The organism is Microbacterium aurantiacum (genome assembly GCF_002872075.1).
GTDB lineage: Bacteria > Actinomycetota > Actinomycetes > Actinomycetales > Microbacteriaceae > Microbacterium > Microbacterium aurantiacum_A.
The window spans coordinates 486,370-506,668 of record NZ_PGGU01000016.1 but is presented as its reverse complement, the minus strand read 5'-3'; the positions used below and the strand labels follow the sequence as shown (position 1 = coordinate 506,668).

The window sequence follows — 20,299 nt, the reverse complement described above, 5'->3', positions numbered from 1 at the left end:
AGCATCCGCTCCTTCGGTGCGTGCGATCTCCTTCCGAGCGCGCGGAGAGCACACCGGGCACGCGGTGCTCAGCGAAGTCCGACCGGCCCCATGACGACCCGCCGTCCGGTGCGCACCCAGCGGACGCCCTCGGCGCGCCGCTCCGCGCGGGTGGCGAAGCGGTAGCGGTACGACACCGCCCGCACCCAGCGCGGCGGCGTGCCGTCGAACGGATCATGCCGGAGCAGCGCGAGCGTCGGAGCATCCGCCTCGAGCAGCCGGATGAGGAACACCGTGAACCAGTCGTCGAGCGAGTGGCCGAGCGGCAGGAACCACATCAGCCAGTCCAGACGCAGATGGTACGGGGCGAACTGCCGCGGGATGCGGCGCACATCACCGGGCTTGCCCTTGAACTCGTACTCGCGCCAGTCCGCGGCATCCGGATCGTCATGGTCGGTGCCTTCCACGACGATCTCGATCCGCTGCTTCGTCACCGTGCCGAAGGCCCCGTACGCGTTCGCGAGCTGCCACCGGTTGAAACTCGCGTTCATCAGCTGCCGCCGCGCGGCGAGGTTGCGCAGCGAGGGCCAGCTCACGGCGAGGTACAGGATGCCGACGGCGCACGTGATCGCGAACCAGTAGAGCGGGAGGCCCGGCCACGGGCTCGCCGCGGCAGGCGCCGCCCCGATGCCGGGGATCCCGACCGCCGAGAACCCGATCACGATCGTCGCCCAGTTCAGCCAGGCGAAGTTGCCGGTGAGCACGAGCCAGGCCTGCGTCACGATCACCACCGCGGCGGCACAGGCCCCGATGATCTGCGGGACCGGACCCTCCACCCAGAGCGACAGGATCGGCGCGAACAGGAAGAAGGGCACGATCAGCTGTGCGAAGTGGTTGCCCACGACCTCGATCCGGTGCAGCCACCGCGGCAGCAGGTGCGCCTGCCGGCTGAGCGGACCGGGCATCGGCTGCGTCTCGTGGTGAAACATCAGCGCGGTGAGGTCGCGCCATTCCCGACCGCCGCGGATCTTGATCATCCCGGCGCCGAACTCGAGCCGGAACAGCAGCCACCAGAACAGCACGATCACGACCGTCGGCGGCGGCTGATCGTTCGAGCCGAGGAACGCGGCGAGGAATCCGGCCTCGAGCAGCAGCATCTCCCAGCCGAACGAGTAGAACGTCTGCCCGATGCTCACGACCGACATGTATCCGAGGTACAGGGCCAGGAAGGCGAGCATCGGCGCCCAGGGCGGGCCGAGCTGAGGGAGACCGATGACGAGGGATGCCGAGATGACGATTCCCGCCCAGCACAGAATCGCGAGCCGGCGGTCTGTGTAGCCGATGCGGCGGAACAGCGTCGGGTGCAGCATCCGTTTCCGCGTCTCGCGCGACGCGACCCACTCCAGCAGCGCCGGAGCCGGCAGCAAGCCGCGTTCACCCAGGAGCGGGCGGAACTGGTTCAGCGTGGAAACGAACGCGACGAGGTACAGCGCGGCGATGCCCCGCTGGAGCACCTCGCGCGCGAACCCGAAATCGACAGCGGCGAACCCGTCCACGGCGCCAGGCTACGCGTCGGGGCGCGGAAGGCGCGAGGGGGTTGCGCGGAGGGCGCCGCGGCCGGAGCCACGACGCCCTCCGATGGTTCCGGGAGCGCTACTGCCGCGAACCGATCTCCTCCACCGGGCGCATGCGCATCGCCGAGCGGGTCGCCACGGCCAGCGACACGAGAGCCAGCGCACACATCGAGCCGATCACGATCACCGAGGGCAGCAGCGGCAGCGCCGGGATGGGCTGCCCGGTGATGCCCATGCTCATGCCGACCAGCGGCGGCACGGCGATCGCGACACCGAACACCAGCGCGAGGACCGCGAGGATCAGCGCCTCGGTTCGCATCATGCCTCGCACCTGACGACGGGATGCTCCGATGAGCTGCAGGAGCGCGAACTCCCGCGAGCGCTCCCCGGTCGCCATCATCAGCGTGTTCACCACGGCGATCGCGATGTACCCGAGGATCACGATCAGTGCCACGGCGTTCACCCATCCCTGCTGCGAGCGCACCTGGGCGCCGGCCGCTTCGGCGCCGCTTCCGCCGGTCACGGCGAAACCTGCATCCGTCAACGCGGTCCGCACCGCCTCGACGTCGCCGTCGACGTCGACCAGGGCGAACCCGCTCAGCCCGCCGGTGGTGTGCGGGCGAACCGCGTCGCCCGCCATCGTCACATCCCCGAACCCCAGACCGCGTTCGTAGATCGCGACGACCTCCGCCTCGAGGGGCGCCCCGTCGCCGAAGTGCCCCACGAGCGTGTCTCCGACGTCGAGCCCGAGCGTCTGTCGCGCATCGGTGCTGAGAGCGACCTCGCCGGCACCGGCGAGCTCGTCGAGCGAGCCCTCCTGCACCCGGAGATCCATGGTGGCCGGTGCGGTCCGGGGGTCGATCCCCTGCAGCACGAAGTCCGAGCTGGTGATCTGGTCGTCGCCGAACTCGGGATGATCCAGAACCGCCTGGCTCACGGTGACCGGGTTCACCGCGACGACACCGGACTGCGCGGCGATCGCCTCGATGCCGGCCTCCGACAGCCCGCCCGGCGCACCCAGCCGCAGCTCGGCGATCACGCCGGCTTGGGTCTGCGCGTTCGCCTCGCCGGCGATCATCGCCGGGGCTCCGAGCTGCACGAGTCCCAGCGAGATGCCGAGCGCGATGGGCGTGATGGCCGACGCGAACCGCCGTGCATTCACGGTGCCGTTCGCCGATGCGAGGAAGCCGCCGGCCGACGTGCGCCGCAGGACCACTCCGATACCGCGCACCGTGTGGGTCACCAGCACGGGTCCGAGCAGCGCCAGCGCGATGATCAGGATGATCGACGCACCCGCCGCTGCGCCCGCGGCGCTCTGGCCGCGGATGACCAGGGGAACCGTCGAGATCGACAACCCGGCGGCGGCGAACACGATGCCCGTGATCGTGCGGCCGAGGCTGATCGTCGCCGGCCCGGTGGCGGCCTCGCGCAACGCCTCGATCGGATCGATGCGCGCCGGACGACTGGCGGCGATGCGCGCCGCACCCCACGCCGCGCCGAGAACGAGCAGCACCGCGACCGCCGCGGGGATCGGGCTGACCGCGAGCGCGAAGTCGCCGGGGATGACGCCGGCCTGCACGAAGGCGCTCTGCAGCGTCGTGGCGAAGAAGTAGCCCGGCACGATGCCGATCGCTGCGGCGAGCGCCGAGACGGTGAGCACCTCACGGGCGACGAGCCGATGCACCTGCGCCGAACTCGCCCCGACGGCACGGAGCAGCGCGAAATCGCGACGGCGCGACTGCACCGAGAGCGAGAGCGTGCCCGAGACGATGAACATCGCCACCAGCAGGCAGGTGCCGGCGAACGCCGAGCCGATGGCCACGAGCGACGACCGGGCGGCGCCGGAGTCGAGGAACTCGACGTCACCACGACCATCGCCCGTGCGCGCGGCGAGTTCGGGGAACCGCTCGGAGATCGTCTGCGCGAGCGTCTGGGGCGAGGTGCCTTCGGCGGCGAAGACTCCCAGGGCCTGGGCTGCGCCGCCGTGGGGATCGAGCTGCGCGATCCGCGCTTCACTGAGGAACACGTGCCCGATACGGATGATCTCGGCCGGCGCATCCGCGACGCCGACGACCCGGTACTCCGCCGGGTCTCCGCCGTGCGAGAGCGTCAGCACATCGCCGAGCGCACCGGTGTCCGGCCCCGTCACCACGACCTCGTCACGTGCTGTCGGCGCCCTCCCCTCGCCGATCTCGTACCCGGTCAGCGCCGATGACGACCAGGGGTGAGCCTGCACCGGTCCGTCATCCGCGACCAACCCGACCGTGACGTCGGCGACCACGGCGTCGACGCCGGGCAGCGCAGACAGGTACGATGCCGCATCCGCCGGCAGCGGCGCTCGCTCGAGAAGCGGCACCGGAAGATCCTCGACCACGGCGACCGATTGACTGCCGCCGACGATCACGTCGGCGTTCGTGTATCTCTCCGGTGCGAGGCCCCCGCGCATCCCGGATTCGACGAGCACCCCGAGACCGGTGATGAGCGCCGTCGCGACGAGGATCGACACGGCGACGCCGATGAAGCTCCCCGGGCTGTGCCGCAGGTCTGCGCGTACCAGGCGGCCGAAGCCGAACGGTGCGCCGGCCATCACCATTCCCCCAGAGCGCTCATGCGGTCGGTGATCTGCGAGACGGTCGCCCCGTCGAGGTGTCCGGCGAACGCACCGTCGGCGAGGAAGATCACCCGATCGGCATGCGAGGCGACGACGGGGTCGTGCGTGACCACGACGACCGTCTGATCCAGTTCGCGCGCCGTGTGCGCGAGCAGATCCAGCACCTGCTTCCCCGAACGGGAATCGAGGGCGCCCGTCGGCTCGTCTCCGAAGACGACGTGGGGCCTGGTGACGAGGGCGCGCGCGATCGCCACCCGCTGCTGCTGACCGCCGGACAGTTCCGACGGACGACGGAGGCGGCGGTCGGCGAGGCCGACGGAGTCGAGGAGGAAGTCCAGCCATCGCCGCTCCACGGTTCGGCCGGCGAGCAGCAGTGGCAGCGTGATGTTCTCCTCGACCGTCAACGCGGGGAGGAGGTTGTAGGCCTGGAAGACGAAGCCCACGTGGTCGCGGCGGAACGTCGTCAGTGCCTTCTTCCGCATGCCGGAGATCTCGGTGCCGCCGAGGCGCACCGTGCCCGTGCTCGGGGTGTCGAGCCCCGCGGCGCAGTGCAGCAGGGTGCTCTTGCCGGAACCGGACGGCCCCATGATCGCCGTGAAGGTGCCGCGCCCGAGGGTGAGGCTGACGCCACGGAGTGCGGTGACGGCGTTCGGGCCGGAGCCGTACTTCTTGACGACGGATTCGAGACGCAGCGCCTCGGTGGATTGCGGCATCGCAGGGGCGGCGCCGGGAAGAAGTGAAGTCATGCTTCGACGTTAGGGAGCGTGCCGTCGACGGCCCATCCAGCAGGGCACCGGATGAATGGTGGTGCTGGCTATACCGTGCGCCGGCAGACGCTGCGGCAGACTTGCATGATGACTGGACGATTGCGGCGCTGGCTGCGCGACTGGCGCTTCATCGCCGTCGAAGCCGCCGCATCCGTCGTCTCCGTCATCCTCTTCTGCCTCGGCCTCGTCCTGGTGCCGCTCATGCTGATCACGGGCGGTGTGCTCCTGACGCCGGAGGCGGTGAAGGCGCTGCGGTGGTGGAGCGACATCGCGCGCCGCCGTATCGGCCGGCGCCGGGCAGAGACGATCCGCGGCTCCGCGGCTGTGCTTCCGCCCGGCTCGACCATCGATGCCCGGCTGCGGTTCGCGTTCTCGCGCGAAGCCGGCCGTGACGCGCTCTGGCTGAGCGTGCACGCGCTTCCGGTGCTGTTCCTGTCGCTCGTGACGGTGCTGATCCCGTTCGGCATCGTCAACTCGCTGGTGGTCATGTTCTACTGGCCGCTCGCCCCCGCCGACGATCCGGCCACCTCGCCGTATCCGGTGACGTCGTGGGAACTGGCAGCGACCATGCCGCTCGTCGCCCTCGCCTACGCCGTCATCTCGTGGTGGCTGATCCCGGCGGTCGCGCGGCTGCTCAGCTGGATCTCGGCCAGACTGCTCAACGCGCCCCCGAACACGGTGCTCGCCGAACGCGTGGATGCGCTGACCCTCAGTCGCGCCGCGGCCCTCGACGCCCATGCGGCCGAGTTGCGTCGCATCGAGCGCGACCTCCATGACGGAGCGCAGAACCGGCTCGTCAGTGTCGTCATGATGCTCGGCATCGCCGAACGGGCGCTCGAGACGGGAACAGGTGAGGCTCTCGGGCCGATCCTGCGGGCGCAGGATGCCGCCTCCGATGCACTGGCAGGGCTGCGTCGTACGGTGCACGACATCTACCCGCCCATCCTCGACGAGCTGGGGCTCGAGGGCGCGCTCGGGTCCCTCGCCGGGCGCAGCGTCGTGCCGTGCACCCTCGAACTCGACGACGTCCGCCGGGTACCCGCCGCCGTCGAATCGGCGAGCTACTTCATCGTCGCCGAGGCGCTCACGAACGTGAACAAGTACAGTTCCGCGGCGCACGTCGTCGTGCGAGTGGCGCTCGACCGGGATCGGCTGCAGATCATCGTCGAAGACGACGGTGTGGGCGGAGCCGTGGAACGGCCCGGTGGCGGCTTCGCCGGCATCCGTCGTCGGATCGCGGCATTCGAGGGCACGATGGATCTCACGAGTCCCGCTGGCGGACCGACGACCTTGAAGACGGAGCTGCCATGCGGATCGTGATCGCCGAAGACGACACTCTGCTGCGCGAGGGGCTCGCACTGCTCCTGCGCAGCGAGGGTTTCGAGGTCATCGCCACGGTGGACAACGGGGACGACTTCCTCGCGCATCTCGATGAGGCGGATGCGGCGGTGCTCGACGTGCGGATGCCGCCGACGTTCACCAGTGAGGGCCTCAAGGCCGCAGCCGAGGCCCGGCGCAGGCGACCGGGGTTCCCGGTGCTGGTGCTGTCGGCCTACGTGGAGGACCGGTATGCCGGCGAGCTGCTCGCCGAAGGCGCCGATGGCCTGGGCTACCTGCTGAAGGAACGGGTCGGCAAGGTGGCTTCCTTCGTCGACGCGCTGCGCCGGGTGTCAGCGGGCGGGACCGTGATGGACCCCGAGGTCATCTCGCAGCTGATGAGCCGGCGCCGCGCCGACGACCCGGTGCAGTCCCTCACGCCGCGCGAGCGCGAGGTGCTCGCTCTGATGGCCGAGGGGCTCGACAACACCACGATCGCCGGACGTCTCTTCGTCACCGAGACGGCCGTGAGCAAGCACATCGGCAACATCTTCGCCAAGCTCGGTCTCGCCTCCAGCGACAGCGGCCATCGCCGTGTGCTGGCCGTGCTCGCGTATCTGCGGAGCTGAGGGATCCTTCCTCAGCTCCGCAGATCGGGGTGTCAGTCGCTGACGACCCACTCGAACTGGTCGCCGTACTCGTCGAGCCAGGCGTCGACGGCATCCGCTTCCTTGCCCTCGCCGAACTCGTTGACCACGAGGTCCTCGAGTGCGCCGTACTGCTCGTCGTCGAGCTTGATCTTCTCGATCAGCTCAGCGGCCTCGGGGAACTCTTCGGCGAAGCCTGTTGCGCCGAGGAAGTGGAGCCCTTCGGCCTCACCCATCGCGCCCTTCGGGTCTTCGAGGTCCTTGATCGGGAAGGCGTCGTTCGCCCAGAAGGGACGCCACAGCGTGACGACGATGTCCTCCTGCTTCTCGGTCGCCGCCTTCAGCTCGGTGAGCATGGCCGCAGTCGACGAGGTCACGAGCGTGTACTCGCCGTCGAGGCCGTATGCCGAGATCATCTCGCCCGCCTGCGCCGTGAGCCCTGCACCCGGCTCGATGCCGATGATCTTGCCGTCGAAGTCGCCGCCTCGGCCGGCGAGGTCCTCGATCGAGTCGATGTCCGAGTACTCGGGAACCGCGATCGTGAGCTTGGCGTTGTCGTAGTACGTGCCGAGATCCTCGATCGAGTCGCCGTACTTCTCGATGTACTCGGCGTGGGTGAGCTCCGGCCAGGCCGACGGGTAGAGGTCGACGTCTCCCTGGGCGAGCCCCGCGTACAGGGGACCCGCCTCGGTGAGCGTCTTCATCTCGACGTCGTAGCCGAGCTTCTCGAGCTGATCCTGCATCAGGTACGCGGTGCTGAGCCCGTCGGTCCAGCTCGGGAGGTACCCCAGCGTGATCGTGCCCTTGTCGCCGGTCGCGTCGGTCGTGCCGCCACCGGTGAGGGCGCTGGTGCCGCCGGCGCCGTCGGTCGCGCACCCGGCCAGAGCGAGGGATGCCGCGGCGCCGAGCGCCGCGATGCTGATGAGTCTGTTCTTACGCATTCTGCAGCTCCTTCTCTTCGACGTGCACCGCAGGCGCGTCGGCCAGCAGAGCGGATGCCGCGGTCGCGCGCTGCGCGGAGCGCCGCCGGGCGAGCATCCCGAGCAGCGAGCCCGGGTTCCTGCCCAGCGATCCGAGCGCAGCGGTGACGCGATCGAGGAAGACGGCGATGAGCACGACGCCCAGCCCCGCCTCGACGCCCTTGGCGATGTTCACGGTCGAGATCGCTTCGACGACCATCTTGCCGAGGCCGTCGGCGCCCGCCATTCCGGCGATCACGGCCATCGACAGGGCGAGCATGATGACCTGGTTGACGCCGGCGAGGATCGTCGGCATCGCGAGCGGGAGCTGGATGCCGCGCAGGATCTGTCCCGGCTTCGCGCCGAACGCCTGACCCGCCTCGACGGTCTCCGAGTCCACACCGCGGATGCCGAGCTCGGTGAGCCGGACGCCCGGGGGAAGGGCGAAGATGACCGTCGCGACGAGTCCGGGGACCACGCCGATGCTGAAGAACACGATCGCGGGGATCAGGTACACGAAGGCGGGCATCGTCTGCATGAAGTCGAGGATCGGCTTCAGCACGGTGCGCACGGTCGAGTTGCGCGCAGACCAGATGCCGAGCGGAATCGCGATGAGTACCGCGACCACTGCAGCGACGAGCACCAGGGCGAGCGTCTGCATGGCCGGAACCCAGAGGCCCATCGCGACGATGAGCCCGAAGGAGATCACCGTTCCGATGGCCAACTGCCACGATCGCACCAGCCACGCGATGAGCGCCGCGACGATGATGACGACGAAGAAGTACGGCAGCAGGAGCAGGTACGTGAGCCCCTCGACGAGGAAGGTCACGACGAAGGAGACGACGTCGAGAAGACCGTCGAGGTTGTCCTTGATCCAGTCGACGGCGGATTCGACCCAGGTGCCGATCGGGAGATGGAAGTTCATCGGGCCACCTCCTCGTTCGCGGACGGGGCTCCGGCGGCGGTCGCCGGCTCAGCTGTCCAGCCGTCATCGAGCACGGCGTCGATCTCGGCCTGCGGCATCGGGAACAGCGGGAGCGTGAGCTCGCCGGTCGCTCCGGGCCCAGGGCCGAGGGCGGCGAGCAGGGTGACGCGGGGGATGACTCCGACCAGGCGCCCCTCGGCGTTCGTCACCGCGAGCGGCACCGGAGACTCGACCGACGGAATGAAGAGGTTCATCAGGACCTCGTCCTCCTGCACGGCCTGCGGCACGGGTTTGATGATCGATTCGAGCGTCGTCACTCCCTTGCGGACGAGCTTGACGGCATCCCGGTCGGTGACGATGCCGACCAGCTGCCGGTCGCGATCCACGACGTACGTCGCGGACATGTAGGCATCCCGCATCTGGCGTAGCGCCGTGCGCGGACCGGCGGTCGCCGCGACGACGGGGCGCGGGCGCTCCATCACGTTCGCGGCCGTGAGCACACGGGCACGGTCGACGTCCTGCACGAACTGCTCGACATAGTCGTTCGCCGGGTCGGTGAGGATGTCTTCTGGGGTGCCGATCTGCACGATGCGGCCGTCGCGCATCACGGCGATCCGGTCGCCGAGGAACATGGCCTCGTTGAGGTCGTGGGTGATGAACACGATGGTCTTCTGCAGCTTCTGCTGCAGTTCGAGCAGCTGCTCCTGCATCTCGCGGCGGATCAGGGGATCGAGGGCGCTGAAGGCTTCGTCCATGAGCAGGATGTCGCTGTCGGCGGCGAGGGCGCGGGCGATGCCGACGCGCTGCTGCATGCCACCGGACAGTTCACTGGGAAGCTTGTCGCCCTGGCCGGCCAGGCCGACGAGGGTCAGGATCTCCTCGGCCTTCGCCAGCCGCTCGACCCTGGGCATTCCCTTGAGCTCGAGCGGGTAGGCGACGTTCGCGGCCACGGTGCGGTGCGGCAGCAGGGCGAAATGCTGGAAGACCATCGAGATGCGGTCGCGACGGATCTCACGCAGACGCGACGTCGGGATGCCGGTGATGGCGTCGCCGTTCACGATGACGGATCCGTCTGTGGCCTCGTGCAGGCCGTTGAGCATACGGATGATGGTGGACTTGCCGGAGCCGGACAGACCCATGATCACGAAGATCTCACCGCGGTTCACGGTGAAGCTCGCGTCGATGACGGCGGCGGTTCCCACGTCCGCGATGTCGGAACGGCTCTCGCCGGATTTCAGCCGGCGGACGGCCTGGTTCGGATTCTTCCCGAACACTTTGAACAGATGGCGCGCTTCAAGTGCGGTTTCGGACACGTTTCCCCTGCGGCTCGCTGATGTGCGAGCCTGCTTCGGTCACGCCCGGGTGACGTTCACATGGCCGTTTCGACAGTGCTGCACTGGCGGCGCGGGCGGCAGATTTCGGATCCACCGCAAAGAACATCGACCGTACGCCCGCGCCTCTTCGTAGTACAGAATTCGAAAGAAGGACGCGGCCGCGGACTGGTCTGGGACCGTTCGGCCCACAGTCCAACGTAACTAAATGGCCGATCAGGGGCAAATCCTGGTCGCGAGAAGGGTGTGTAAAGGGCAGGTGAGCGCGCGAAACGCGGGATTCTGAGTCCGGTCGGATCCGCGGCCGGATCGGGCGGAATCGGAGCCGGGTCAGCGACGAACGCTGCGCGTCACCGTGAACTTCGGAGTGCGGTGGACCTGCTCGGTCGGACCGACGATCTTCGTGAGCTCGCCCTTGTATCCGAGGGACGAGTTGTACACGGTCCAGAGCTCGCCGCCGGGTCGGAGCAGACGGGCGGACGCTTCGAACAGGCGCGTCGCAGCGCCGGTGTGGACGCTGTTGCCGAGGTGGAACGGCGGGTTGAGCAGCACGATGTCGGCGCTGGCGTCGGCGAGCTCGGAGCCGGCGTCGTCGTGGGTCACGGTCACGCGGTCCTCGATTCCGTTCGCGGAGACCGTCGCTCGTGCCGATGCGACGGCCGCGGCCGAGCGGTCGGTGGCGATCACGCGGGCGTCGGGGTGGGCGAGCGCGTAGGCGACGGCGAGCGCGCCGGTGCCGCAGCCGAGGTCGATGACGGTCGGTGCTTCCCGCGAGGTGTTCACAACTCCGGAGAAATCCGCCGATTCGGTCGGTTCCGGCGCTATTTCGACCCGATTCGGGTCGTTCTTCCGGAGTTGTGAACGCGCGAGCAGGGGCAACTGCTCCAGCAGCACCCGCGTGCCGATGTCGAGGCGGGCTCCGGCGAAGGCGCCACCGTGGGCGATGAGGATGAGCCCGTCGTGGTCGGCACGCACCGGGAACGGCGATTCTGCCGGAACCTCGCGCGGCTCGCTCGCGACGATGAGCCGTGACTTCCGCTCGGCGCGCTCAGCCTGCACCTGCGCGAAACTGCGGCCGAGCACGTCGTTCTGCGCCAGCGTCATGTGCTTGACGCGGCCTCCGGCGAGCAGCACGACGTCGAGAGCAGCCCAGCGCGCCACGGCATCCGCGAACTCCTCGAGTTCGGCGAGTGCCTTCGGCAACTGCAGGAGCACCAGCCGGGCACCGCTCAGCAGTGAACCGTCGAGTTCGTGCCCATGGAAGCCGTCGAGCCCCGTCTCCCCCGCGTTGCGCTCGAGCGCGCGCCGGCCGGTGGCGAGGTCCTGATGAACGCGGATGCCGCGGAGCCCGGCACCCGCCAACGCGAGCGTGATCGCGCCGTAGCCGTCACCGATCACGACGATCTCCGCGCCGCCGATCCTGCGTTCCGCGGCGAGCGCGAGCGCCCGGTCCACGAGCAACTCGTCGGTGGCGTCCCACGCCTGCAGGTTCTCCGCCTCGACATCGGGCCAGCGGCGCAAGCGGCTGTAGGGGAATTCCGGCACCAGCCCACTGTACGCGGCGCCTCGCCGACCTACTCGACCGGAGCCGGAGGGCGCGTGGAGTCGCGGGTCACCAGCCGGGTCGTGAGCACCTGAGAGGCAGGCATGGGGTCGTTCCGCATCATCGCGAGCAGGGCCGCCGCCGCCGCTTCGCCCTTCGCGTCGATGTCCTGATGCACCGTGGTCAGCGCCGGCGAAACGCGTGCGGCGAGCGGACTGTCGTCGAATCCGACGATCGACAGGTCTTCCGGCACGCGGATGCCTCTGGCTCTGGCCTGCTCCATCACTTCGAGCGCGCCGAGGTCGGACCACGCCAGCACAGCCGTCGGCGCTGCATCGAGCATCCGACCGATCCGCGACTTCAGGATCTCGTCGATCGCCAGGCTCGGCGTACCGACGATGCGCGGGGTGATGCCCGCCTCAGTCAGCGCGCGAATCCAGCCGTCCAGACGTCCGGCGGCGGTCGACGACGCCGTGGCCATCACGCTCTCCGACGGCGGCTCGTCGTCCGCATCGACCGTGGGCACGACGATCGCGATGTCGGAATGCCCCAGTTCGCTCAGGTGCTGCGCCGCTTCGTAGGCGCCCGCGCTGTTGTCGAGCGAAATGCTCGGCATTCCGGTGACCGGCGCCCCTTCGACCGTCACGATCGGCAGGCGGCGCTCCGTCAAGGCCGTGACCGCTTTCGTCCTCGGCGTGCAGGAGTAGATGATCGCACCGTCCATCGCGACGTCCCTGGCGGGAACGACACCGTCGTGGGAGGAGGAATGCAGCAGGACGAGCGAGTAGCCCGCATCGCCGAGTGATCCGGCCACTGCGCGGACGAAACCGACCGCGACCTCGTCCGTGAACGCATCACGGGGCGAGTTGGTCAGCACCATGCCGACGACTCCCGTGCGGCCCGAGGCCAGCGCGCGCGCCGCGGGATCGGGACCGGAGTAGCCCAGCTCCTGCGCGGCATCCAGAATCCTGGCTCGAAGATCGGCGGAGAGCTGATCCGGGCGTGAGAACGCGTTCGAAACCGTCATCCGGCTCACGCCGACATGCTCGGCTATCGTCTGCAGCGTCACGCGCGCCATCACGTCCACCTCCGCCATCATTCTGCCCGACCGTTTCCCTATGCGCGGTCGGAGACGACGGTGGCGCAGCTCGGGCGAGGCGGCTCGATGAGTTCGGCAATACGTCGCAGTCCGCGAGCGAGCGCCTCTCGGACCCGCCGCATCGCGACCGCGCGGCGTTGCGCCGCGTACCGGCGATCCCGGGCAGTCAAAGCCTCCCGTCGCTGCTGGTCGTGAGGGTCGAGCGTCTCTGCGAGGCGCTCCGCCGAGACAAGCGCGGAGATCGTCGAGTGGTCCATTATCGTTCCCTTCTGTATCGGTATAGAACGACGTTACTGTACCGGTACAGAATCGTCAAGGGCGACCTGGGTGCTGATCGGGTTGACACGCATCCAGGTTCTATGGTTACCTACTCGAGTAAGTAACCCACTAACCCGCGGAGGACACGTGATCGAAGAAGGCAAACCCCTCTTCCTCCAGATCGCCGAACAGATCGAGGACTCGATCCTCGACGGTTCGCTCGCCGAGGAGGCCCAGGCGCCCTCGACGAACGAGCTCGCCGCGTTCTACCGCATCAACCCCGCAACCGCAGCGAAGGGAGTCGCCGTGCTCACCGACAAGGGAGTGATCTACAAGCGCCGAGGCATCGGCATGTTCGTCGCCGAGGGAGCACGCACTCTGCTGCTCGGCGAACGGCGAGAGGCCTTCGCCGACCGCTTCATCGACCCGCTCCTCGCCGAAGCGCGCACGCTCGGCCTCGACGTCTCCGACCTCGCCACTCTGCTGCAGGAGCGTTCCACCACCACAGAAGGGAAGAACCCCGCATGACCACCGTCATCGAGGTGCAGAACCTCACCAAGCGATACAAGGACAAGCGCGCGCTCGACAACGTCTCGCTCACCGTCGAGGGCGGTGCGATCTACGGCCTCCTCGGCCGCAACGGCGCCGGCAAGACGACGCTGATGTCGATCCTCACGGCGCAGAACTTCGCCAGCTCCGGATCGGTGAAGGTGTTCGGTCAGCACCCGTACGAGAACACGCACGTGCTGAGCCGGCTCTGCTTCGTGCGCGAGAGCCAGAAGTACCCCGAGGACGCGACTCCGAAGGTGGCGATCGGCTCGGCCGCTTTGTTCTTCCCGAACTGGGACCAGGACTTCGCCGACCAGCTCATCGAGGACTTCCAGTTGCCGATGAAGCAGCGGATCAAGAAGCTCTCTCGAGGGCAGCTCTCCGCCGTCGGCGTGATCATCGGCCTCGCATCGCGGGCCGAGATCACCTTCTTCGACGAGCCGTACCTCGGCCTCGACGCGGTCGCCCGGCAGATCTTCTATGACCGCCTGCTCGCGGACTACTCTGAGTATCCGCGCACCATCATCCTGTCGTCGCACCTGATCGACGAGGTCTCCAACCTCATCGAGAAGGTGATCGTCATCGACAACGGACGCATCATCCTCGACGAGGACACGGATGCCGTGCGCGACCGCGCCGTCACGATCGTCGGCGAAGCCGCGAAGGTCGACGCCTGGTCGGCCGGCCGCGAGGTGCTGCACCGTGAAGCGCTCGGCCGGGTGGCATCCGTCACCGTCCTCGGCGCGCTGTCCGCCGAAGAACGAGCCGCGGTGAGCGATGAAGGTCTCGACCTCGCGCCCGTCTCGCTCCAGCAACTGATCGTGCGCCTGACCCAGTCGGGCGCGACCATCTCCGAGGGGGTCCGCTGATGCTTCGCACTCTGAAAGTCATCCGCCTGCAGCTCATCAACAAGCAGACGTACATCTGGGTTCCGCTGATGATCGTCGGCGGCTCGCTGCTCATCTCGATCCTCATCTCCGCGATGATCCCGATCGACGAGCCCAAGTACGGCGGCGGCAGCCAGGCTCCGCTCTGGTACTTCCTGTTCGTCGGCATCCAAGCCCTGACGATGACGTTCCCGTTCTCGCAGGCGCTGAGCATCACCCGCCGGGAGTTCTACCTCGGCACGCTGATCACCGCGGCGCTCACCAGCGCGATCCTCGGTGCGATCTTCATCGTCGGCGGCCTGATCGAACTGGCGACCAACGGCTGGGGCGTCAACGGGTGGTTCTTCCACCTGCCGTGGGTCTGGGAAGCGGGGCCGCTCGCGGCTGGATTCGTGTACGCCACCCTGGCCCTGTTCATCTTCATCATCGGATTCACCTGCGCGACGATCTACAAGAGCTGGGGAACGATGGTGCTCACCCTCATCGGGCTGGGGCTCGGGCTGATCCTGGTCGGGCTGGTGTACCTCACCACCAAGCTCGAGCTCTGGGGAACCGTGTGGACCGGCATCCTCGATCTGGGCGCCCTGGGCCTCGCGCTCTGGGGACTCGTGGCGATCGCGATCATGGCCGGGATCTCGTTCCTCGCCTTCCGGAGGGCGATCCCCTAGGCGGGGGCTGTTCACAACTCCTCAATTTCGGATGCTCCGGGCGAGAACTGCGCATCACCGCGCAGATCGCCCGGAGCATCCGTCGCGTTTCTGAGGAGTTGTGAACGGGGCTCGCGAGATACGTGGCCTGCGGGAGACTTGACACTGACACTGTGGAAGGCGGGAGAACTGAGACATGTTGTCAATCGGAGCCTTCGCGCAGATCGGCCAGGTGACCCATCGGATGCTTCGGCACTGGGACACCGCCGGGCTGCTCGTTCCCGACCATGTCGACGAGTTCACCGGCTATCGCTCCTACGACCCCTCGCAGCTGGAACGGCTGCACCGGATCGTCGCGCTGCGCCATCTGGGCTTCGGCCTCGATGACATCGCGCTGATCCTCGAGCAGGGGATCGACGCCGACCGGATCGCGGTGCTGCTGCGCGTCCGCCAGGCGGAGGTCGAGGAGGAGCACCGGGTCGCAGCGAACCGGCTCGTCGACGTGGAACGCAGGCTCCACCTCATCGAGAAGGAGAAACGCATGTCACCCATCGAGATCATCCAGAAGCCGCTGCCGGCGGTGCGGCTCGCCGCGCACACGGCATCCGTCGCGCACGCAGAAGTCGGAGACGCCGTCGGGCCGCTGTTCGCGAGCATTGAAGACGTACTCGGCGACGAGTGCGGAGCGCTGTCCACTCCGATCGCCCAGTACCGCCTGACCGACGACGGCATGGAGATCACCGCCGGCTACGCCTACAACGGCGATCGGCGAGAGGGTTTCGGCATCGTCGACCTCCCTGCCGTGGAGGTCGCGATCTGCGGCGTGCATCTCGGGGCGATGGACCGCATCCGGGAGAGCTGGGACGCCGTGCACGCCGAGATCCTCGCTCGCGGTTACGTGCCGAACGGGCCGTGCCGTGAGCTCTACGTGCGGGCGGTGTCGGAGGACCAGTCCGATTGGGTCACCGAGCTGCAGCAGCCGGTCGCACGTCCCTGACGTCGGCATCCGCTCCCGAGCGCGTGCCATCTGCAGGACGGATGCACACCTATCGGGCGACACGCCGTCGGATGCTCCGACAACTGTGACATCGTCCTGCAGAACGCACCGTCCCGCCCGGCGCGCCGCCCGAACGCGAAAGAAGGAACCCCCGATGATCCGGGGGTTCCTTCCTTGCGTGACGCCTGTGCGGTTTACGGCACGCGCGAGCCGGAGGTCTTCTCGCTCAGGAACTCCGAGGAGAGCGAGGTGTTCACGTAGGTCGGGGTCAGCGCACCACCCGCAGACGGGTAGAGCCAGACGACGGGCAGCGGGACGATGTTCGCCGCTCCGTTGAGGATGCCGACGTAGGTGTACTGCACCGATCCGCTCGTGGTCTCAGCCGGGGCGGGGCCGACCCGCACCCAGCCGTTGAGGGTGCGCTCCTCGAGCCGGTAGCTCGTCGGGTCGGCGACGCCGTTGCCTGCGCCCCACTGGATCGTCACGGTCACCACGCCGGAGCGGAAGGTGCCCGCGGGCTGTGCATCGCCGGTGTCCGGGTTGAAGGACTCGAAGCCGACGTTCTGGCCGGAGTTGAGCTGCACGCGGTTCGGCTGCGTCAGCGTCCACGTCTGCACCGAGGTGCCGCCCTGCCACACGGAGAGACCGCCACCGGGCGCCGGCTGCGGCTCGGCGCCGCTCGCCGCGGCGAGCGGCGTCGCGACGGCCACCGCGATCACCGGCACCGACCATGCGGCCGCCTTGATCAGCGTGCGGCGCGTCGGCGTGGAGATCGACGTGGATGCAAAGGGGGAGTGCTCGTTCACGTGTGACTTTCTTGTTCGGGGCGAGGCATCAGGATGTGTCCTCACGGGAAACGGCACGACGAGGACCGGCCCACGGGCCGCGCGACGTTCTGCGCGCAGCTCGCGGACTGTGATGACGTGTCGTGCTCGCGTTCGGGCACGGTGTCGTGTCGCCATCGACATCGGGGATCTGCCACGGCATGGCGGACGACCGACCGGGCGCGATGAGCCTATGGCGGACGGGATCGCCGCTCCCGCCCCCCGCGTTTTCCTCACCCCGGACCTTCACCCCGCACGCCGCCGTAAGCTCGACGGGTGTCCGCCGCCCCTCGCCCCGCCCTCGCGGCATCCACCCCGACGAGGGCGCTTCTCGTCTCGGCGGCTCTCGCCGCAGTGCAGACCGGCATGTTCTTGGCGCTGCTCCCGGTGCTGGCTGCCGCCGCCCCGGCGGCGCCGCCCCTCTATGCGCTCCTCGCCTCGGCCAACACGGCGATGCCTCTGCTCGCCCGCATCCTGACCCGCGCCACAGGCACTGCGACGATCACCGCCGGAATCACGGCGATCATGGTCGTCGCCTTCTCACCCATCGGCCTGCTGTCAGCGGTACCGCTGCTGACAGCCGGCATCGTCTTCGATCTCGTGACGTGGAAGGGTCCGGTGTCGACGCGCCGTCTCACCGTCGGCGCCGCTGCCGTGGCGGTGGCTCTGTTCGCGATCTCGTTGGCGGCGTTCTCTCCCGAGCACCTCACGCCCTTCGTGCTGACGGCGACCCTGGCCGGAAGACTGATCGGGGAGAGCGTGGTGGCCGTGCTCGTGAGCACGATCGCGCGGATGCTGCGAAGGGCCGGCGTCGGCCGCTAGGCGCTCAGCCGTCGCTGTCGAGAAGTCGCAGTTCGTGGCTGCGGGAGATCGCGGAGGCCCGATCCGGCACGTCGAGCTTCCGGTAGAGGCTGCGCAGCTGCGTCTTGATCGTGTTCACCGAGACGCCGAGCTCATCGGCGATGCCCGGGAGCGGTTCGCTGGAGTGCAGGGCTCGGAGAACCACACGCTCACGCCCCGAGAGACGGGGACGCCGACGGCGCGGCGGAAAGATGCTCGACTCGGGCGCGGTCCCGCCTTCGCGCGTGCCGAGCAACTCGCCGACTGCGATCAGGTCGTCCGGCGGAAGATACGTGAGCGGTGTGCGGAGCCGTCGGTCGTCGAGCACGGCGTCGAGCACACGCAGGGGCCGCGATGCCGCGTCGGGTCCTGCTGTCCTGATCGTCGCCGCCGCCGTGATGGCAGCGGCCTCGGCGCGCAGCCGCGCATTCGGTGCCACGGAATCCGTGCGCGAGAGCAGGCGCAGGGCATCGAACGGGCGACCGTCCGCCAGAGCGATACGGGCCGCCAGCACGACGCTCTCGTAGCCGTCGCCGGCAGCATCCTGTTCCCAGATGTGCTTCGCCCGGGCGTCGGAACCGCGTGCGAGATGCAGGTGGATGCGGGAGGCAGCCAATCGCTGCCTAGCCACGGTCCGCGACGCCTCCTTCCCTCGTGCGGCGACGAGGGACTCCAGCCGTTCGAGCCCGGCCTCCGGAGCATGCCCCTCCAGAAGCACCCGCGTCTCGACCGAGGCCATGACCAGCCAATGCTCGCTGGTCTCGCGGTGCGGATCGAAAGCGCTCACGTGTGCCGACGCCGCCGCGACATCTCCGTCTTCGAGCGCGAGAAGCGCTTCAGCGACGCGGTAGAAGGTGCCTTGATAACCGTTCAGGAGCCGCGCGTCCCAGTCGCCCTCGCGGATGATTCGTGCGTACTGCTCCGCCTCGGGCATGTTCCCGTCGAGTGCGTGCGCGCCGGCGATCAGGGCCACGCTGTGGAAAGCGCTCGGCGAGTTGCGTGCGGACGCGAGAGCAGCGGCGAACGCCCACGCCTCGATCGCGGACCGTACGTGCCCTGCGTAGAAAAGGCAGAGCCCCAGCTGCGTGCAGACCCGCGGGATCGCGTTCCGGTAGGGCTCCCAGTCGCTCTCGGGCATCTCGGTGAGGAGTCTCAGCGCCCGCACGGCGACCTCGCTGGATCGTCGGTTCCAGCCGACGAGCCGCAGAGCGACGCTCTGCGCCGTCCAGATGTACAGGCGCTCCAAGGTGGAGACGGCACCCCGCGGCGAGTCCGCTGACGCGATCGCGGCCCGGAGCAGCTGCAGGCCCCGCAGGCGCCTCACCTTCGTGCCCAAGTAGCAGATCGCCAGCAGCATCACGAGCAGAGGCTGATCCTTGAGTCGCGCCGATGGCAACGACCCCAGCGTCTCGATCACCGCTCGACCATGCCGCTCGAGCAACTCGTACCAGCCGACGAGCACGACGTGCGCCGCCAGCGCGAGGTCGTCCGCATCGACGGCGAGCCGCAGAGCGTCGTGAGGGGCACCTCGCCGTAGTGCCTCCCGCGCTGCCGTCGAGCGCAACTCCGGCAATTCCGTCGAGAACGAGCGGCGCATCTCGTGCTGCAGGAACGAACGGAGCGGGGGCGCGAAGGAGAACAGGCCGGCATCGGACCAGGTGCCGAACCCGAGGGAGGCCGCCTCATCGAGAATCGCCTCGCCGCGCGGATCGCTGCTGAGCGCCACGGACGTGCCGTGATCGATGGCGTCGTCGGTGCTCATCCGCGCCAGTGCAGCCAGGAATCCATCGTCGCGGGCGGCCTCAGCGAACTGCAGATGGAGATAGTCGTCAACGACGTCCATCGCGGCGGGGGTGAACGCGATCCGCTGCTTCGGGCGGTGCGACTCGGCGATCGCGCGGAGGGCCACCGGCAGTCCGCCGGTCGCACGATGCAGACGTTCAGCCGCGCCGTGGTCCACCTCGAGGAAACGCGCGATCTCCCCGAGATCGAACATCAGGTCGTCCGGACCGATGATCGTCCTGTCGACATACAGCGCAGCGGCGGGGCTCTCGAAGAACGTCACCCGATCGGCGGCGACGACGAGCCTGATGTGCGGTGCGTGCACGAGAGCTCTCACGAGTTCCTGCGCATCGCGCGGCGAGACCCCGCCGGCATCGTCGAGGACGATCACACGGGCGGGCGAGTTAGCCAGTAGCTCGGAGAGGGCGGGCCAGGTTCCTTCGCCGGTGTCAACGGCGGCACCCGAGCGGATGCCGGCCCCGGCCATCCGCCGCGATATGCGCGCGGCCAGATCCGAGGCGCCGGTGTCGCGGGCGCCTGCACGAATCCACATCGCGTCGCCGTCACGGCGCCGATCCCACGCGGCGATGGCCGTGGTCTTGCCGGCACCGTGCACCGCGCGAACGACGGTGAGCTGTGCCGCGGTGTCGAAGAGCGCGTGAATCCTCGGCCGATCCAGCGCGGCTGCCGAGAGATGCGGCCTGCCCCCGCCTTCCGGCACGTCGATCGTCACGATCGCCCCCTTCCCCGAACCCCGTAGCCA

17 protein-coding genes are annotated in these 20,299 nt (G+C 68.8%); 7 read left to right on the top strand and 10 right to left on the bottom strand.

Annotated elements, in window-relative coordinates; all coding sequences use genetic code 11:
- Positions 1–68: 68 nt before the first annotated feature.
- The 3 genes from CUR96_RS13175 to CUR96_RS13165 form a co-directional block, all read right to left on the bottom strand.
- Positions 69–1,535, bottom strand: a complete 1,467-nt coding sequence (locus CUR96_RS13175) for a lipase maturation factor family protein (RefSeq protein WP_102193744.1) — start codon at positions 1,533–1,535, stop codon at positions 69–71.
- Positions 1,536–1,632: 97 nt separating this feature from the next.
- Positions 1,633–4,140, bottom strand: coding sequence for an ABC transporter permease (locus tag CUR96_RS13170; protein WP_102194009.1), 2,508 nt, complete (start codon positions 4,138–4,140; stop codon positions 1,633–1,635).
- The gene (locus CUR96_RS13165; RefSeq protein ID WP_102193743.1) at positions 4,140–4,910 is read right to left on the bottom strand and encodes an ABC transporter ATP-binding protein; all 771 of its coding nucleotides are present in this window, start codon (positions 4,908–4,910) and stop codon (positions 4,140–4,142) included. Before CUR96_RS13165 ends, CUR96_RS13170 begins: the two co-directional genes overlap by 1 nt.
- Positions 4,911–5,018: 108 nt before the next feature.
- Here CUR96_RS13165 and CUR96_RS13160 point away from each other — a divergent pair, with 108 nt between their 5' ends.
- Together CUR96_RS13160 and CUR96_RS13155 are read left to right on the top strand one after the other, a co-directional pair.
- Complete coding sequence (locus CUR96_RS13160; RefSeq protein ID WP_180969029.1) at positions 5,019–6,251, top strand: sensor histidine kinase; 1,233 nt, start codon at positions 5,019–5,021, stop codon at positions 6,249–6,251.
- Positions 6,239–6,877 (top strand): response regulator, encoded by a 639-nt coding sequence (locus tag CUR96_RS13155; RefSeq protein WP_102193741.1) that lies wholly within the window; start codon positions 6,239–6,241, stop codon positions 6,875–6,877. Before CUR96_RS13160 ends, CUR96_RS13155 begins: the two co-directional genes overlap by 13 nt.
- 32 nt (positions 6,878–6,909) lie before the next feature.
- Here CUR96_RS13155 and CUR96_RS13150 read toward each other — a convergent pair whose 3' ends face one another.
- The 5 genes from CUR96_RS13150 to CUR96_RS13130 form a co-directional block, all read right to left on the bottom strand.
- Positions 6,910–7,836: a glycine betaine ABC transporter substrate-binding protein gene (locus tag CUR96_RS13150; protein ID WP_102193740.1), complete on the bottom strand. Its 927-nt coding sequence runs from the start codon at positions 7,834–7,836 to the stop codon at positions 6,910–6,912.
- A complete protein-coding gene (locus CUR96_RS13145) occupies positions 7,829–8,779 on the bottom strand; it encodes an ABC transporter permease (RefSeq protein WP_102193739.1) in 951 nt (316 codons plus the stop codon). Before CUR96_RS13145 ends, CUR96_RS13150 begins: the two co-directional genes overlap by 8 nt.
- A complete protein-coding gene (locus CUR96_RS13140; RefSeq protein ID WP_102193738.1) occupies positions 8,776–10,092 on the bottom strand; it encodes a quaternary amine ABC transporter ATP-binding protein in 1,317 nt (438 codons plus the stop codon). Before CUR96_RS13140 ends, CUR96_RS13145 begins: the two co-directional genes overlap by 4 nt.
- 348 nt (positions 10,093–10,440) lie before the next feature.
- The gene (locus CUR96_RS18625) at positions 10,441–11,655 is read right to left on the bottom strand and encodes a class I SAM-dependent methyltransferase (protein ID WP_180969028.1); all 1,215 of its coding nucleotides are present in this window, start codon (positions 11,653–11,655) and stop codon (positions 10,441–10,443) included.
- A 29-nt stretch (positions 11,656–11,684) separates the two neighbouring features.
- Positions 11,685–12,731, bottom strand: coding sequence for a LacI family DNA-binding transcriptional regulator (locus CUR96_RS13130; RefSeq protein WP_102194007.1), 1,047 nt, complete (start codon positions 12,729–12,731; stop codon positions 11,685–11,687).
- 426 nt (positions 12,732–13,157) lie between these two features.
- Here CUR96_RS13130 and CUR96_RS13120 point away from each other — a divergent pair, with 426 nt between their 5' ends.
- The 4 genes from CUR96_RS13120 (at position 13,158) to CUR96_RS13105 (ending at position 16,090) form a co-directional block, all read left to right on the top strand.
- Entirely contained in the window at positions 13,158–13,538 is a 381-nt protein-coding gene (locus tag CUR96_RS13120) for a GntR family transcriptional regulator (protein ID WP_102193736.1), read from the top strand.
- Positions 13,535–14,428 carry an ABC transporter ATP-binding protein gene (locus tag CUR96_RS13115; protein WP_102193735.1) on the top strand — a complete coding sequence of 298 codons (894 nt, stop codon included), beginning with the start codon at positions 13,535–13,537 and terminating at the stop codon, positions 14,426–14,428. The genes CUR96_RS13120 and CUR96_RS13115 overlap by 4 nt, the downstream gene beginning before the upstream one ends.
- Complete coding sequence (locus tag CUR96_RS13110; RefSeq protein ID WP_102193734.1) at positions 14,428–15,114, top strand: hypothetical protein; 687 nt, start codon at positions 14,428–14,430, stop codon at positions 15,112–15,114. The genes CUR96_RS13115 and CUR96_RS13110 overlap by 1 nt, the downstream gene beginning before the upstream one ends.
- 175 nt (positions 15,115–15,289) lie before the next feature.
- Positions 15,290–16,090 (top strand): MerR family transcriptional regulator, encoded by an 801-nt coding sequence (locus tag CUR96_RS13105; protein WP_102193733.1) that lies wholly within the window; start codon positions 15,290–15,292, stop codon positions 16,088–16,090.
- Between the two features lie 194 nt (positions 16,091–16,284).
- On the opposite strand, the gene CUR96_RS13100 is transcribed toward CUR96_RS13105, so the two are convergent.
- Entirely contained in the window at positions 16,285–16,896 is a 612-nt protein-coding gene (locus CUR96_RS13100; RefSeq protein WP_102193732.1) for a hypothetical protein, read from the bottom strand.
- Between the two features lie 294 nt (positions 16,897–17,190).
- Between CUR96_RS13100 and CUR96_RS13095 the strand changes: the two genes are divergently transcribed.
- Positions 17,191–17,736, top strand: a complete 546-nt coding sequence (locus tag CUR96_RS13095; RefSeq protein ID WP_102193731.1) for a hypothetical protein — start codon at positions 17,191–17,193, stop codon at positions 17,734–17,736.
- A gap of 4 nt (positions 17,737–17,740) precedes the next feature.
- Here the strand turns inward: CUR96_RS13095 and CUR96_RS13090 are convergent, their stop codons facing one another.
- Positions 17,741–20,269, bottom strand: coding sequence for a LuxR C-terminal-related transcriptional regulator (locus CUR96_RS13090; RefSeq protein WP_180969027.1), 2,529 nt, complete (start codon positions 20,267–20,269; stop codon positions 17,741–17,743).
- Positions 20,270–20,299 lie beyond the last annotated feature (30 nt).